Genomic DNA, 14,565 nt, shown 5'->3' with positions numbered 1-14,565 from the left:
AGAGCCAAAGCAAGTTTCATATACATGCTTCAGAAAATGGGTGTTTAATTGGAAGGCTTATTGAAATGACTGCCAACTACTATTCGTAGTAGACGTTTTTCAAATCACTATCAAACAATACAAAATAGCGCCAGTGACAAGCGACGAACTAGCGGGCTTATCACTGGCGCTAAACTTGTTCAGTTGAATCTACTTACTTGACCAGATTCCTGAAGGCTGAGCCAAAAATCAAATAGCTGGTGTTGCCGGCAATCGTGCCTTCGTTCTGTCCCCAGAAGAACGGCCAATCGTCGTAGTTTTCAAAGTGGTCGGGTTTTCTGAACAACAAACCGGGAGCCACGTTGCCCGGAATAAACGAGAAATCAGCCCGGTTATTCCCGTAAAAAACGGCTTTGGGACGTGTTGCACCTACCGTGGCCACCAATGAATAATTATGATAAGGATGGCAGCCAAATAGGTAGTTGCTTGCCTTAAACGCATGACTGGCGGCAACGATATCCGGAAAATACTTGCTGGCAAAGCAAACGGTAGTACCAAAGTTGATAACTTCGCCACTACCGGCCCAGTTGCCGAGGCCAATGGGCACGCCGTATGGATTGTTCTTCTCAAGCCCTTTGATGTAGTCATTGTACTTCACTACATACGGCCGAAGCTTTTCCTTATACGCGGCATCCAGATGCGGAATGGCGTCCAGAGCCGTCAACAGGCCGAAGTTTACGTTACGATCAAGCGCCGGCCACAGAAGCTCCTGAAACTTATCGAGGTACTGTTGCTCCCCGGTCGAGATGTATAACTGAAGGTTGGATGAAGCGCTTGAGCCAAACCGTCTGGCAAAGCTGTCCGGCGGCAGGTTGGCTATTAATTCCGTCGACTCTTTGAGCAATCGTTTCGACTGTTGCAACGCCCTCGCCGACAAATCATCGTTGTACCCCTTTAATGCCCGGCTGGCAGCTGCCAGCATGGTGGCCGCGTTCATGTCAAGGCCGGGATTACGGGTGGTAAAGGCCCAAAGGTCATCCTTAACTCCGCTGGAACGGCCGTCTGGGGCCACTTCATAAGGGGCCAGGTTCGGGTTGTACGGCAGGCCATCGGTCAGCGAGGCCGCATCGCCCAGGTGGTGGTAATTGTCCAGCACAGCGTTCGAGAGCGTTTGCGACATGTGGCCGATCTTCTCGGCCTGCGCGACCAGGTTCAGGGTGCCGTGTTCAATAAACTGCAATACGTCGGGCGTGCCATCGGGCCGGTGAAGATCAACGTAACGCTGCTTCTGGCTCACAAATGTTTGATCGCGCTGCGGCTTGAAATACTCCCAGGTCCGCACGAAGTTTTGCACGACGCTGATATTCGCCCCCGTCTCAATATCGAAATCACCGGCGTCGAAGAAGCCCCCAACGTTCAGGCCGGGAATCAATTCGAGCGCTTTGTATTTGGTGTCGGTCGTTGGTCCTTGTGCGTGCAGGTCAAAGTGGTCGGTGTTCGGTGGTGCCTGCCGATAGCCTTCCTTGAACGGCTCGCCATGCCATACCCGGTAGGCCTCGTTAACCGTCATATGGTTCATGTGGATTGGAATCCAGATGTCGCTGGTGGCATCGGTAATCTTATCATAGACGCTGTTTTCGATCAGGAAATTATTCGTCTGGAAATTACCGTACTTAATAAAGTAGATACCGGGCTCTTTGACAGACGTAAAATCAAACTTTACGTAGTGGTATTTAAAATAGTCACCCCAGGCCTGTATTTTACTACTGTATACCGAAGCGGCATTTCCGTCGGCCCCAATTTTATAAAGCGAGGCAGTCGCCAGCGGCTTGTCTTTCTTGTCAAGCTCGATGACAGCCACTTTTTGCTGTGCCGGGAGGTAGCCAACCTGCGAAAAACCAATGTTGGGTTCCCGTACCCAGCCTTTAATCGCATTGGGCTCGACGGTCCAGCTCAAGACCTTACCTGTTTTTCCCGCCGGCAACATACTGCGAACGACAAACCAGCCGTTTTGAGCCAGCACACGGCCGTCATACAACATGAGGTCAGCATCCGGCGATGTGATTTTTATCAGGCGTGAAGGCTCATCGGGTGCCAGCAGAAAGGTACGTCCTTTTTCGAGGGGCAGCGGATCGACAAACCGGCCGGTTCCCCGGTCGTCCGACGTGTTATATCCCTTGAATTGTTTCGGTTTTTCGCTGTTGGGATTAGTTGTGCTGTTACCTACCACATAGCGCGGAAACCGATTGTAACGCCCATCCATCAGATAGGCCTTACCCCAATACTGAGAAGGCAAGAACTCCAGGTTGAATCCGGCCGCTTTTTCCAGGGCCTTGGGGACCGGTTTGTCGAGATAAACAGCGATTTCTACTCCTTTGCCCTTTGGCGTTACGACGACTCTTGACTCAAAATCGTAGTCTTTATACCGCAAGGTAGCCTCAATCGTGTTCGACGCACGGTCTACCTTCCGGTTGGAAATGTCCGGCACAAGGTCCCACTGCTCCGGTGTATTGGAAAGCCGTATGGCACCGCCCTGTGCGGTTCGGACACCATGATGAATTAATTCGATACCGGCGTTCTTCTCATCGTTGAAACCTCCCGTAAACAGGTTGTTGTACACCAGTACGTTGACGCCCTGCGTCTCGAAATACTCAAGGTTGTTGAGCTTTAAATCCTGACCCGAAGCATACTGGTATGCCCCAAGTACGAGCAGGATTAGGGATAAAATAGTTGTTTTTTTCATGTTGGCCAGAAGGGTTCTTTATAGGAAGTCACTCGTTTCAATATGACTTTATCCATATTTTATACCCTTTATGTACTGTATTTTTTTTGTGCCGTATTTTTTACCATCCCATAGCTAGCTTTTTGTGTACACCTTCCCCATCAATCAGCGCAACAACCTCGAGGGGTAAGGTCCTTTTTTCAAGCTTATTCAGTAGGTCGCCAAGCCGTTAGTAAGCCGACGCTGTTTTTTGATCGGTTGACCTGTTGGGACTTTCGATGCGTGTTTTCAGGATAAGCAGGTGAGAGGGAACTTAGTGCGCCTTAAGATTCCACTTGGAATTATCACTGCTAAAGTCAAATTCTGCCAACGTTGGTGTGCTGTCGCCTGACGATACCAGCGCCAGCTTCTTACCGGAATTAGGGACTACCTTCGGCATGATTCGGTAGGTGCCGTCCGTCAACTGGTCGATTCGCCACAACTGTTCGGGTGCGCCGGTAAAGTTTGAAACCGTAGTTAATTCAGCGTCTGCCGTTGCGGCCAGGGCCCGCTCTGTTCCTGCAATGACGATTTTATAATAGGGGCCGCCCAGATACCCGCCTGCGGTAGGAGCCGCCGTAATTGTCCATCGTTGATGCGGACGAACCATATAATCGCCCATTCGCACAGGAATAGTTCCGGTTGGCCAGGTCTTCATTACATCCGTTAATGCCTGAGATGGTACGGGTTTTATGGGCTCATCAGTATTGCGAGGGCCACGAGGGCCACCGGGCATTCGGGTGAAGTCAACAATTAATTCCAACGCATAGCCTCTTCGTTCAGACTCAATCTCGTACGTGCCTTCTTTAACGTTATCTCCCGCAACAGGCCATCCATTTTTCCATAGCAACGGACGGATACCTAACACACTACGGCCGCTTTGGTCCAGATCGGCTTCGTAATGGCAGGACATCTTTTCTGCCCCATCCTCCAGCACGTAACGGCCGAAATGCCCGGGTCCAATCAGTCGTTCACCGGCAGCAAGTACCATTTTTCCCCCGCCTTTCAGCATGTCTCTTCCCATATTATCCAGATACGGACCGGTAACTTTTCTGGAGCGGCCAACCACAATATTATAGGTTGAGTTGGCGCCGTCGCAGCAGGTTCCGTGGGTGCCAAGGAGGTAATACCAACCATCCCGATACAGTAAATCGGTGGCTTCGCAGTCAATGGCGATATTGATGGCTTTGTTTCCTTCAACCCGTTTCCCGGTTTTAGGGTCAAGCTCGATCAGGCGGATAAACCCGAAATAAGTACCATACGACACCCACAAACGACCATCTGTTGGATCAAGAAGCAGGCCTGGGTCAATGGCATCGTTATCTTCAACCCCATCGGACGAGGCCACGACAATCGCTTCCGAAAACTTGAAATCGGGCGACTTAGGGTCCAGGGTTTTGTTCCACATAGTCAGGATTCGGCCATTGTGTCCGCCCCCTAAACCGCCACCGGTTGATCCATAAATGACCAGGTAACGATCCCCAATTTTGACAACATCCGGCGCGGCTCCTCCACCCGGTCTTTCGGCGCCACCGTTCCAGGTCCAGCCATCTTCGGATATCAACCCACCTCTACCGGTGCCAAACGTAAAATACTTTCCTTCGCATTCGGTGATGGTGGATGGGTCATGGATAAATGGTTTGCCAACTTGTGCCAGTAGGGGGCCGGTTGAGCACAGGGAAAACAGGGCTATGGAGCCCAATAGGTTAGTAGTAAAGTTCATGGTAAGGTCAATGTCTGAAGAGTCGAACGTTTATTACAGATTGTTGAACGGGTTTACTCGTAACTAATCGTGAGGTTCTTTACCGGCCTTCCGTTTTCGTCCAGGAAGCGAACACAGAAATCACTCATGCCAGGGCCATTGATAACGGCTCCCCGAATAATATTCTTCCCCTGGTTCAGGGTTAACCGGGTCGAAACGCAATCATCCATTACCATCCGCCGATCGCCGGAAAGGAGGACGGCTTCCTTACCGTTCAGCCACCACATCGATGCTGAATTTGAACCTACCGCCATTCTGACATTTTTCAGCTCCTGCGGACTGTTGATAACCGTTACTGCCCAAAACAGAACACCATACACTGGTTTTCGTAGTCCATAGGCGAACCGAAACAGCTTGACATTGTAATTGGTACTTTCCAGGGCGTGCCAGGTCAGTTCCTGATCGCCTACTTTTACGTTGTCGCCACCTTTGGGAATAACCGTAAATTGATTGGGAAAATACTCGGTGGTAAAGGCTGTTCGGAGATAGCTGTCCGTAAAGACAGTATTGGTACGATTAGGCTTATTGATCGGCTCCAACAGTAGCCAGCGTTGAATGAAGCCATCCACATCCGGCGTCTTTTTGGCTTTTGTAGCCTGCGTGAAATACGGGGCGATACTCCGGGTGGTGTCGGTTTTAGCTACACTTGTGATTGGACTCTTTGAGGTGGTGGAACAGCCTTGTAACGTAAGTCCTGCAAACAGGACGAACCCGGCTGCCCGCGCCAATTTTTCACGGTTCATAGTTAGAGTTGATTCTTATAAGGTGATTTGCTTTTTTAAAATGAATTTGCGTCGAAACGATACCCCTACCAAGCCCTAAAATTTTATTTCGAATTATCGCTGTTGACATCAAACTCGGCCAGGGTCGGTGTGCTGTCGCCGGAAGCTAGCTAGCGCACTTTGGCTTTCATGAACGACTCATACGCTTTCATACCACCCATAAATTCGGAGGACTATTCGACAATCGTAAATAGCTCACGCTCGTAAGCCAACTTGGTTTGTGCCTGAGCTGGGCTCAAGAACGTACTCAGCACTACAGTCAGCAGCGCATAGGCTGTCAGCCAACTGCGATAAAAAAGTGAGTTAGTGTTCATCTGTAAAGATGTTGGTATCAATGATAAGGCAAGAGTACGGTAAATTCAGGTCAGTTTAGTAGGTAGAACTACGGATTATTAGCTGTGTAACTCTTCTAAAACTGTATGCTTATTGATTGAGCCTCGGTGGCCGGTTGGCATGCCACGCCACCTCCAGTGCGGGAGCACTGGACTGATATAAAAAACTTTCTTTTAAAATGATCTTAGGGTAGACAAAGGGAATTTTCTATCAGGAACCTGGTTGAGATCAATAAACATTCGAACATCTTTTGCCTAGTTGACGGACGCCACCAGATCCTGAAAATCATACTCTGGCGGTGTCTAGTGCATTCACAAGCAGCTCGGTTTATGCGAATGACATAACTAAAAAACTTGATCCCGTACCTCATCCCAACCGAAACTGGAGACGATATGAACTGATCTCGTATGCCGGCGGTAGCCTTTATGATCAGCCGTACTTTCTCAGAAGGCCCCCAAAGATCGGCTGTATCTAAAGAGTTACTCCCTACCTCAAGAGAAGAGTGGATTTTAACGACCGCTTCCTGTTTATCGACGGGCCCATCCGTATGGCCATCCCTGATACTGGTCACGCCCACACAGCCAAAATTGATTGATAGTGGGTATCAGTAGCCCCTGGCTTCCCAATGCTATTTTTGTGTTCTGCCCGTATCTCGGTCGTGACTAATCTCGACAGAGATATAGGCAGAATCCCGTACAGTTTCAGCCATTCAAGGATTACTAACCCGCGACAAACTAAATAACCCATTGATGAACGTGACGGATAGGCTCACGTTCATCAATGGGTTATTTAGTTTGTCGCTAACTTGCTTAAGCAGTTATGAACGCTCTCTAATTAAAGAACGTAGCGAAGTCAGCAAGCGGGAGTCTGACTTTTTTCAACGTAGCGAAGTGGTCATTAGCCTGATCACGATAGCCAATTGCCAACGCAACGACCGACTTTAAACCTTTCTCTGGTAAGCCTAATAAGGCGTCAAATTTGGTTGCATCAAAGCCTTCCATAGGCGTTGAATCTATTTTCAATTCAGCAGCAGCGATCAAGGCTGTTCCTAAAGCGATGTAAGCTTGTTTTGCCGCCCAAGCCGAATTTTCCTCATCCGATCTCGATAGAAGTCCCTTTATCAATGCCGCCTTGAAATCAGCTAATGCCTCGACAGGAATGCCTCGTTCACGCGCGATATGAGCGATGTAGGCACTAATGTGATCGGCTGTTACTTTATCAAAAGCCGCAAATACCAAGAGATGCGACGACTCCGAGATCTGAGCATTGAACGAACCCTCGGCCAGTTCTTTTCGAAGGGCATCATTGTCTATAACAAAGATGCGATAGGGCTGAAGACCGGTGGACGAAGCCGAAAGATTAGTGGCTTCAAGAATTTTGGCCAGATCGTCTGCCGAAACTTTTTGGTTGCTGAATTTTTTGGTGGCATAACGCCATTCCAGATTTTCGATAACATTCATTTTTCCTGTCATTCGTTTCGACAAAATTCAGCAATATCAGTTTACTTTTGTCACTAACTGGCAAAAAGTAATAGTGACAAAAAGGTAACTATGTTAAAAATAACCCCAACCCCAACCCACGATTGTAAAAAAGCGATCATGAGTATTCATGATGCGATGTATGTCTTAGGCGGTAAATGGAAGATCCGTATCATTGCCGGTCTGCTATTTGGCCCTAAGCGCTATTCGGACCTGCTGCGGGACGTATGCGGGATATCTGGCAAGGTCCTCAGCCGGGAATTGAAGGAGATGGAAATGAACCGATTGGTAAAAAGATCGGTCAAGAATGACAAGCCGATCACCGTGATCTATGAGTTGACCGACTATGGCGATTCGACTAAAGAGATCATAAGCGTACTAGCTGACTGGGGAGAACGGCACCGGGAGATCATTCTGCAAGAGCCTTTGGAGCTTTTAAACGATGAGGTATCAATAGTGCCATAAAGGCTTGCCTTGGCGATAATCTGTAGATACAATTAGTTGCTATCAATGTTCAGACTGTCCAGGTACTGGACTGGCTAACTTTTGCTGGACAAAACCCGAAGCAACGTGTGTCTGATCGGTCATCTCGCTAAGCGTAGGCCGAAATCATGGCGCTCGTCCACCACGCGCTTGATGAGCCCAATCTGACCACAGTGGTACATGGTGTGCTGGATATTCCAATCAACAGCCTCTCGTTTTGTGGTAGCGATGGGATGAGGAGTAGGGGTGGGTTCTAGCGGATTGTCTAGTTCTGAATCTTCCAGAGTTGCCAGGATAGCCAACGACTTTCGTTGCATAAATTGCAAGTCAGCTAGCAAGTTAACTGAATCTACTTTAGCTACTGACAGGGAAGGGCCTGAGACGGTGAACCACTCACTATAGTCTCGGATGGGAAGCTGCTGAAGGATATCCATTTGGTGCCCCCGAATGACCATAATCGAATGGAAATACTGACTGATAATCAAATGCCCAAGCTGCCAATCAATACTTGATGCTACGATGGGAGGAATGATACTCCACCTGTCAAGTGGTACTGGATCAACCAGCTTATTCGTCCATTCATACGCATTGGCGGTTTGCTTAATTAACATCTGGATTTCAGTCATCGGTCGTAAACGTGTTTGGCTTAGATAAAACGATGTTGCACACTTGTAGGCTAAGTTATTGCAAGTATCCCAATAACAGTGGGTATGTCCATTCGGCGATCAAATTTTTGGGTTGTTAACGAGAAGAGTCGGTCAAAAGGGTCATTCTAGACTGACTCCCCAAAACGCTCATTTATTCAGCCGATATACCCAGTTAATAAACAAATAAACCCGGCAGCACAATGCCACTTTCCAGACCATATGGCTTGATTTTACTTTACTGACAAAATCAGTCATTACTTGTAAAAAAGAGCCATGAGCACAAAATACACCACCATCCTGCTGGCCGTATTGGCCCACGTGTTCCTGTTAGTGGCCTGCAATGACCATATTGTTACCCTACGATCCGTTTCATTTGACGAAACGTTTACAACGACAAACGAAGAGCTCAATCCGGCACTTGCGCCGAAGCAACGAACTTCTGGAACTTCTTCGGCTGAATCGCTGAATATTCATAAATTTATTACTGTTGCTACAAGTACGAGAGCGCCCCACCACCTTTTGATTTAGCCATAACTATCTCGCTTTTAAAAAATTAGCTGTACATTGATACTATACAATACGGACAGTCTTTTTGTAGCTGATTGATTGATTCCGCAGGTGCCCTTCTGACAATAACTGTGTATGCGAGCTAGTCTAACCATGCTACTTCTGGTGCTGACGATACAGGGCTGGTCACAAACGACCCGAATTGATCGGCTACGACTTGCCCTTCCGACCCTGAACGACCGGTGGCGGGCAGATAGCCTGAACGCGCTTGGTTTGGAGTTTACGTTTTACCATGTGCATGCTGACTCGGCCCTTAAGTACGCTCGTCTGGCTTATCAACAAGCCTTAACCAGTAAGTACCTAAAAGGGCAGGCCATTGCCTTACTAACACAGGGCGATGTGGCGGGCCGTTTACTGGCGGATTACAGGCGTATGGTTCAGCGGACCGAACAGGTCATTGCGTTACTAAGGCATCAGAACGAACCGGCTTCCCTGTCAAAAGCGTATTATCTGCTGGCCATTGCCCGGGGAAGTCAGGGGCAGTACGATCAGGGGCTGCGCGCTGCGGGCAAGGCCCGGCAGATGGCTCTGGCCGCTCATGACAGGCTGGCCCTGGGCTGGGCCACCCAAGCGGCTGGGTATCTGTACTGCAAACGGGGGCAATACTGGAAAGCCTTCGCAAACCTGATTGAGTCTCAGAAAATGGGTAAAGAGCTGAAGGACTCGGCCCTGACGGCGGTTTCCCTGGCTTTCATTGGTCGGTCGTTTAACCGGGTGGGTGACCCGCAAAAGGCCCTGGACTACTATCACCACTTCTTACCCTATGCGACCCCGTTTCTGCTTCTCTTTCCAAATGTGGAGGATATGGCTTACGCCCATCTGCAACTGCAGCAATATGATTCGGTACTGTACTACCAGCGGCAGCACCAGCGTAATCTGGAACGGCTGACCACTGACCAGGCTATTCGCAACAGGTTCAGAACTTATACCTGGGGCTATTCGGTGGAGGTGCAACTAGCCCGTCATCAATACAATCAGGTGCTGGCGGATGTAGTGCCACTCATGGACGGCCTTCGCCGAAAGCGCGATGTTATACCGCTAATGCAATCGCTGCTGACGGTAGCTCATGTGTATGAGGGGAAACAAAAGTATCCACTTGCGCTGCGGTATGCCCGCGAATTACGCCAAACGGCGCACCAGACGGGCAATCAACAGTACCTGAAAGATGCCAATGGGCTCATGGCTTCCCTGTTCGAGCGGTTGAAGCGCCCCGACAGTGCTTACTTATATTTTAAACAGTATACGGTCCTCAACAATTCGCTGGCGGCCCATCAGTTTGCCCAACGGACAGCCTTGTACCTGGCAGCTTCCCAGGCCGAAAACCGCATTCGGTTGTTGAAACAGGACAAAGCCCTAAAGGAGCAGCAGCTCGTGGTAAAGCAACAGGAATTGCAGCGACAAACGCAGTCAACAACCATGCTGGCGGGTGGATTACTAGGGCTGTTTGTTTTTTCGTCGCTGGTAATTCGAACGATAAGCCTTAGACGGAAAAACGAAGTCCTGCGCTACGAACAGGCCCAGTCGAGTCTAAAACGCAAGGCGCTGGAGCTGGAAATGCAGGCCTTGCGCACCCAGATGAACCCGCATTTTATCTTTAATTGTCTGAGCGCCATCGACAATCTCATCCAGACCGGCCAGCCTGACCGGGCTACTACCTACCTGGCCCGGTTTGCCAAACTGATTCGGTTAGTACTCGACAGCTCCAAAAATAACTTGGTTCATTTTCAGAAAGATTTTAATACCCTGCGCCTGTACCTGGAGCTGGAGCAGTTCCGGTGCAATCATAAATTCAGCTATTCGCTGACAGCCGATCCGGAGTTGATCGAAGGCGATTACAAGGTGCCACCGTTGCTTATTCAGCCCTTTATCGAAAACGCAATCCATCACGGTTTGCTCACTAAACCCGACATGCATCGCCAACTGGACATAGCCGCTCAACTAAGTGACGATTACATTATCTATTCGGTGGTCGACAATGGCATTGGCCGTGCACAGGCCGCCCGACTGAAAGAATTGAACCGACCCGAGCACCAGTCGTACGGCATCCAGATAACCCGGGAACGCATTCAGCTGCACAACCGGCACGACCGGTTAGCCGATGTTCAGATCAGCGATCTGGAAGAGAATGGAAGGCCTGCAGGTACCAAAGCGGTCATCAGGATTAGTAGCGCTGAACCCTAAATAATATGCTGAACGCCGTATTAATTGACGATGACCAGAGCAACCTGAGTTCGTTGAGTGAAAAACTGGCTCGACATTGTCCCCAGATCCAAATTAGGGCCCGTTGCGATACCGCTCAGGATGGTCAGCAAGCCATTGATCGCCTGAAGCCGGATGTGGTGTTTCTAGATATCGAAATGCCGGTGATGAATGGCTTTCTGATGCTTCAGCACGTGTCGTACAAACAGTTCGCACTGATCTTCGTGACAGCCTATGACCAGTATGCCATTAAGGCCATCCGTTATAGTGCCCTGGATTACCTGGTCAAACCAGTGGACATCGACGAGCTAAAAGCAGCCGTTGCTAAAGCCGAAGCGAACCGGCTGAACCAGTCAGCCGAATCGCAAGTGCAGGTGCTACTGGAATACATGCAGAAGAAACAACCACGGCGCATCAGCATTCCAACGTTTGAGGGCTTGCAGTTCATTAACATCGATGACATTATCTACCTCGAAGCCAGCGCGAACTATACGTACATCCACTTGGTGGACTCCCTTAAATTTCTGGTGAGCCGCACCCTAAAAGAGTTTGACGAGTTATTGCCCGCCGACATGTTCCTGCGAATTCACCACGCCCATATGATCAACAAGTCGTTCGTAGAACGCTACATCCGGGGGGATGGCGGTCAGGTGGTGATGAGCAATGGGGTTGTGCTGGATGTATCTAAACGCAAAAAAGCGGAGTTTCTACAGGCCATCAGTTTTTAACGAACCATCTATGTCTACCAAACTTTACAAAGGGAATGCGCTGGTAAATCGCCGGACGGCATTAGCTCAGCTATCAGCACTCGCTACGGTTGCCGGGTGGCCCGCATCGGCTGGGGCGGTTGCATCTGATGCTAAAGGGAGTACCCCCCCAACCGTCGAAAAGCGCGTACGAAAAATTGCTACCGAGGAAGCATTCATGATTCCGGAAGTGGCCATGGCTGTACGCGACCTGGCCCGGCGGGGTGGCTCAAACCTGGATCTGAAACTCCTTAGTACTATATACGATGCCCCCGCTCTAGTGGCTGTCAAAGACCAGAATCAGGCGCCCCCTCCGATCTCGAACCGGGATGCCAGTTCACGGCTGATGCTGCCCAAACTGCTAGATTTGGGTGCTGGACGTCTGGCTGACATGGACGCGAATGGGGTCGATATGCACCTGCTCTCGTTAGGGCTACCGGGTGTACAGATGTTTGAACCTGATCAGGCAGTAACCCTGGCCCGCCTTTCCAACGACCAGTTGGCCGAAGCCATTCGTCGTCATCCAAAGCGTTTCGCAGGGCTGGCCTGCTTTGCCCCCCAGAATCCAAAAGAAGCCGCCAAAGAAATGGAACGGTCCATTAAAACACTTAAGCTGAACGGATTCCTGGTCAACTCACATACCGCAAACCGCTACCTCGACGAACCACAGTTCTGGCCTATCCTGGAAGCGGCCGAAGCCCTGGGTGCCCCGCTTTACATTCATCCCCGCGCTCCGTCGGACGGTATGGCTGCTCCTTTTGGCGACTACCGCATCGAAGGGGCCATTTGGGGGTATGGTATTGAAGCGGGAACACACGCGTTGCGGTTAATGCTGAGTGGCGTTCTGGATCGCTTTCCCCGCTTACAGATTGTTTTAGGCCATATGGGTGAAGCGCTGCCGTTCTGGTTGTGGCGGCTGGACTTTATGGGCGCACCAGGTGCCAGGGCCGGCCGGGGTAACCGGCTTACACCAAGCGAATACTTCAAACGCAATTTTTCTATTACTACCAGTGGCGTTGAAGACCCGCTTGCGCTTCGGTTTAGCATCGACAAGCTCGGAATCGACTCGGTTATGTGGGCAATTGATTACCCCTACCAGCCTACAACCCCGGCCGTTTCCTTTATCGAGTCGGCAACGCTTACGGATGAGGAGCGCGCCAAAGTAGCGCATGGTAATGCCGAGCGCATCTTCCGGATTACCGGATAAAACAGAATGCATCTACAGTTATCACCCACTGTCGTTGACAGCCTGAAATTCATATCTGAAAACAGCCTGAAAAGGACGACAACACAACTCAAATGTATGTAGGAGCTTTAAGCCATTTATGAAGCGCCATCCTTCTTTTTCCACTAATTATGAAACAGCTAATCATCCTAACCGTGACCAGCCTGAGCGTGCTTTATGCAACTCCAATGCAAGCGCAACGAAACGCCGATTCGCTGACTATTCAAACTATCCTTGGTCAGGAAGTGACTTCCTGGAACAGTGGGGATGCTGCTACGTACTCTACCCATTTCGCCGAGAATGGAACCTTTACCAATATTCGAGGGATGTTTTTCACCGGGCATCAGCAGTTTTTAGACAGGCATGTGGAGATATTTAAGGGCATGTTCGCTCAAACGGTTTTGCAACAGGATGTAGTCTCCTTTCGGTTTCTCAGTCCAGACATTGCTATTGTAGAAACAATTACTTGGATTACTGGATTTCCGAAGGGTATTTCGCCAAAAGCGATTCATATCGACAATAAGGGACGCCTGCACACGCGGCTGCTTCAGGTCTTCCAAAAACAAAGAGGTGATTGGAAAATTGTTGTTTATCACAATGTTGACTTGAAGCCCGACACACCCGTTCCAGCACATCCATAAAAATCAGTGGGCTAACCTAATGCAAGTAAACCAAGGCTGATTAATCGACTTAAAGCAAGGTTAAATTTCAGCGTTTGCTTAATTCAAAAGTGTCACGTAAAACGCTCCTCCTTGAGACATAGAAACGTTCATGGATAGGTCCCCCGTCTTAGACGACGGCGTATTCATGTATCGGCTGCTTAAATGGGGCGATTAAAGAAACTGTACCGTAAGGCCATTGCTATCACTTGGACCCAAAACGCTGCATTCATAAAGGTAAATTCACTAGAAATCACCAGCTTAGCTGTAGAACACAACACCCGTTTTGTTTAACTTTTTTTCCAGGTAAACATGAACTGTGTTAAAAGGCAAGGAATCGTACGTAAAATTGGCGGATAATTCGGATCAAAATCTTCCTGGAATTTAACGGCCGCAAAGGCCTGTCAAAGTAATTTGTTAGCCACTGCAATCAGAGCTACTTTAGAAGCTTTGCCTGCGGCTTTTAGATGTTGATAGCACTCCCGGCAAGGCTTATTGTAACGCATCGCGGTCCAACTAGCCATGTATAATAAGCCTCTCAAATGACCCTCACCTGATCGGTTGATACCGCGAGTGGTCCCCATTTTTCCTGACTGATAAATAGTGGGGGCAATGCCAATAAACTTGGCCAATGCCTTGGCAGACTGAAAGTCCTGAAACCCGTTCGTTGTCTCGATCAAGGCTGTCGCAATGGTGTGCGAGATTCCTTTGATCGAGGTTAGTCGCTTATACTGAGCCGCAAAATCGTCTTGACAAACCTGGGTTATTTCACCTTTCAGTTTGACAATAGCCGTCTGGAAATGGGAGATCATTTGTTGCAAACTTTGTCGGACTGTTGGGTCTGGTAGCGGAAGGGGACGGAACGATTCGAGTACATTCTGCTAAGCAGTACACTGTCCAACCGAGCGGACAACGATTAACCAGGATAGCCCGCAAAGATACCT

At 49.3% G+C, this 14,565-nt stretch carries 13 protein-coding genes; 6 read left to right on the top strand and 7 right to left on the bottom strand.

Annotated features, from left to right (window positions below; genetic code table 11):
• Positions 1-193: 193 nt before the first annotated feature.
• The 5 genes from ACYVK4_RS04945 to ACYVK4_RS04925 form a co-directional block, all read right to left on the bottom strand.
• Entirely contained in the window at positions 194-2,722 is a 2,529-nt protein-coding gene (locus tag ACYVK4_RS04945) for a glycoside hydrolase family 9 protein (protein ID WP_461126366.1), read from the bottom strand.
• A gap of 292 nt (positions 2,723-3,014) precedes the next feature.
• On the bottom strand, positions 3,015-4,463 hold the full coding sequence (locus ACYVK4_RS04940; RefSeq protein WP_461126365.1) for a family 43 glycosylhydrolase: 1,449 nt from the start codon (positions 4,461-4,463) through the stop codon (positions 3,015-3,017).
• A 53-nt stretch (positions 4,464-4,516) separates the two neighbouring features.
• Positions 4,517-5,245, bottom strand: a complete 729-nt coding sequence (locus ACYVK4_RS04935; protein WP_461126364.1) for an acetylxylan esterase — start codon at positions 5,243-5,245, stop codon at positions 4,517-4,519.
• Positions 5,246-5,457: 212 nt separating this feature from the next.
• The gene (locus ACYVK4_RS04930) at positions 5,458-5,598 is read right to left on the bottom strand and encodes a hypothetical protein (RefSeq protein WP_461126363.1); all 141 of its coding nucleotides are present in this window, start codon (positions 5,596-5,598) and stop codon (positions 5,458-5,460) included.
• An 849-nt stretch (positions 5,599-6,447) separates the two neighbouring features.
• Positions 6,448-7,089: a nitroreductase family protein gene (locus tag ACYVK4_RS04925; RefSeq protein ID WP_461126362.1), complete on the bottom strand. Its 642-nt coding sequence runs from the start codon at positions 7,087-7,089 to the stop codon at positions 6,448-6,450.
• A gap of 78 nt (positions 7,090-7,167) precedes the next feature.
• Here ACYVK4_RS04925 and ACYVK4_RS04920 point away from each other — a divergent pair, with 78 nt between their 5' ends.
• Positions 7,168-7,560, top strand: coding sequence for a winged helix-turn-helix transcriptional regulator (locus ACYVK4_RS04920; RefSeq protein WP_461126361.1), 393 nt, complete (start codon positions 7,168-7,170; stop codon positions 7,558-7,560).
• A 119-nt stretch (positions 7,561-7,679) separates the two neighbouring features.
• Here ACYVK4_RS04920 and ACYVK4_RS04915 read toward each other — a convergent pair whose 3' ends face one another.
• Positions 7,680-8,204: a DinB family protein gene (locus tag ACYVK4_RS04915; protein ID WP_461126360.1), complete on the bottom strand. Its 525-nt coding sequence runs from the start codon at positions 8,202-8,204 to the stop codon at positions 7,680-7,682.
• A 294-nt stretch (positions 8,205-8,498) separates the two neighbouring features.
• On the opposite strand from ACYVK4_RS04915, the gene ACYVK4_RS04910 reads away from it, so the two are divergent.
• The 5 genes from ACYVK4_RS04910 (at position 8,499) to ACYVK4_RS04890 (ending at position 13,603) form a co-directional block, all read left to right on the top strand.
• Positions 8,499-8,753: a hypothetical protein gene (locus tag ACYVK4_RS04910; protein WP_461126359.1), complete on the top strand. Its 255-nt coding sequence runs from the start codon at positions 8,499-8,501 to the stop codon at positions 8,751-8,753.
• A 114-nt stretch (positions 8,754-8,867) separates the two neighbouring features.
• The gene (locus ACYVK4_RS04905; RefSeq protein ID WP_461126358.1) at positions 8,868-10,973 is read left to right on the top strand and encodes a histidine kinase; all 2,106 of its coding nucleotides are present in this window, start codon (positions 8,868-8,870) and stop codon (positions 10,971-10,973) included.
• Between the two features lie 5 nt (positions 10,974-10,978).
• On the top strand, positions 10,979-11,719 hold the full coding sequence (locus ACYVK4_RS04900) for a LytR/AlgR family response regulator transcription factor (protein WP_461126357.1): 741 nt from the start codon (positions 10,979-10,981) through the stop codon (positions 11,717-11,719).
• Positions 11,720-11,729: 10 nt separating this feature from the next.
• Positions 11,730-12,944: an amidohydrolase family protein gene (locus ACYVK4_RS04895; RefSeq protein WP_461126356.1), complete on the top strand. Its 1,215-nt coding sequence runs from the start codon at positions 11,730-11,732 to the stop codon at positions 12,942-12,944.
• A 149-nt stretch (positions 12,945-13,093) separates the two neighbouring features.
• Positions 13,094-13,603 (top strand): SgcJ/EcaC family oxidoreductase, encoded by a 510-nt coding sequence (locus ACYVK4_RS04890; protein WP_461126355.1) that lies wholly within the window; start codon positions 13,094-13,096, stop codon positions 13,601-13,603.
• A 422-nt stretch (positions 13,604-14,025) separates the two neighbouring features.
• Here ACYVK4_RS04890 and ACYVK4_RS04885 read toward each other — a convergent pair whose 3' ends face one another.
• Positions 14,026-14,433 carry a transposase gene (locus ACYVK4_RS04885; protein ID WP_461126354.1) on the bottom strand — a complete coding sequence of 136 codons (408 nt, stop codon included), beginning with the start codon at positions 14,431-14,433 and terminating at the stop codon, positions 14,026-14,028.
• Positions 14,434-14,565: the final 132 nt, after the last annotated feature.

This window comes from Spirosoma aerophilum, assembly GCF_054782495.1.
Note: the sequence above shows the minus strand (reverse complement) of the source record. Positions and strands in the feature narration are given on the sequence as shown.

Coding starts and splice junctions, on each gene's coding strand:
- ACYVK4_RS04945 (WP_461126366.1), bottom strand. CDS start 2,722: ATGAAAAAAACAACTATTTTATCCCTAATCCTGCTCGTACTTGGGGCA.
- ACYVK4_RS04940 (WP_461126365.1), bottom strand. CDS start 4,463: ATGAACTTTACTACTAACCTATTGGGCTCCATAGCCCTGTTTTCCCTG.
- ACYVK4_RS04935 (WP_461126364.1), bottom strand. CDS start 5,245: ATGAACCGTGAAAAATTGGCGCGGGCAGCCGGGTTCGTCCTGTTTGCA.
- ACYVK4_RS04930 (WP_461126363.1), bottom strand. CDS start 5,598: ATGAACACTAACTCACTTTTTTATCGCAGTTGGCTGACAGCCTATGCG.
- ACYVK4_RS04925 (WP_461126362.1), bottom strand. CDS start 7,089: ATGACAGGAAAAATGAATGTTATCGAAAATCTGGAATGGCGTTATGCC.
- ACYVK4_RS04920 (WP_461126361.1), top strand. CDS start 7,168: ATGTTAAAAATAACCCCAACCCCAACCCACGATTGTAAAAAAGCGATC.
- ACYVK4_RS04915 (WP_461126360.1), bottom strand. CDS start 8,204: ATGACTGAAATCCAGATGTTAATTAAGCAAACCGCCAATGCGTATGAA.
- ACYVK4_RS04910 (WP_461126359.1), top strand. CDS start 8,499: ATGAGCACAAAATACACCACCATCCTGCTGGCCGTATTGGCCCACGTG.
- ACYVK4_RS04905 (WP_461126358.1), top strand. CDS start 8,868: ATGCGAGCTAGTCTAACCATGCTACTTCTGGTGCTGACGATACAGGGC.
- ACYVK4_RS04900 (WP_461126357.1), top strand. CDS start 10,979: ATGCTGAACGCCGTATTAATTGACGATGACCAGAGCAACCTGAGTTCG.
- ACYVK4_RS04895 (WP_461126356.1), top strand. CDS start 11,730: ATGTCTACCAAACTTTACAAAGGGAATGCGCTGGTAAATCGCCGGACG.
- ACYVK4_RS04890 (WP_461126355.1), top strand. CDS start 13,094: ATGAAACAGCTAATCATCCTAACCGTGACCAGCCTGAGCGTGCTTTAT.
- ACYVK4_RS04885 (WP_461126354.1), bottom strand. CDS start 14,433: ATGATCTCCCATTTCCAGACGGCTATTGTCAAACTGAAAGGTGAAATA.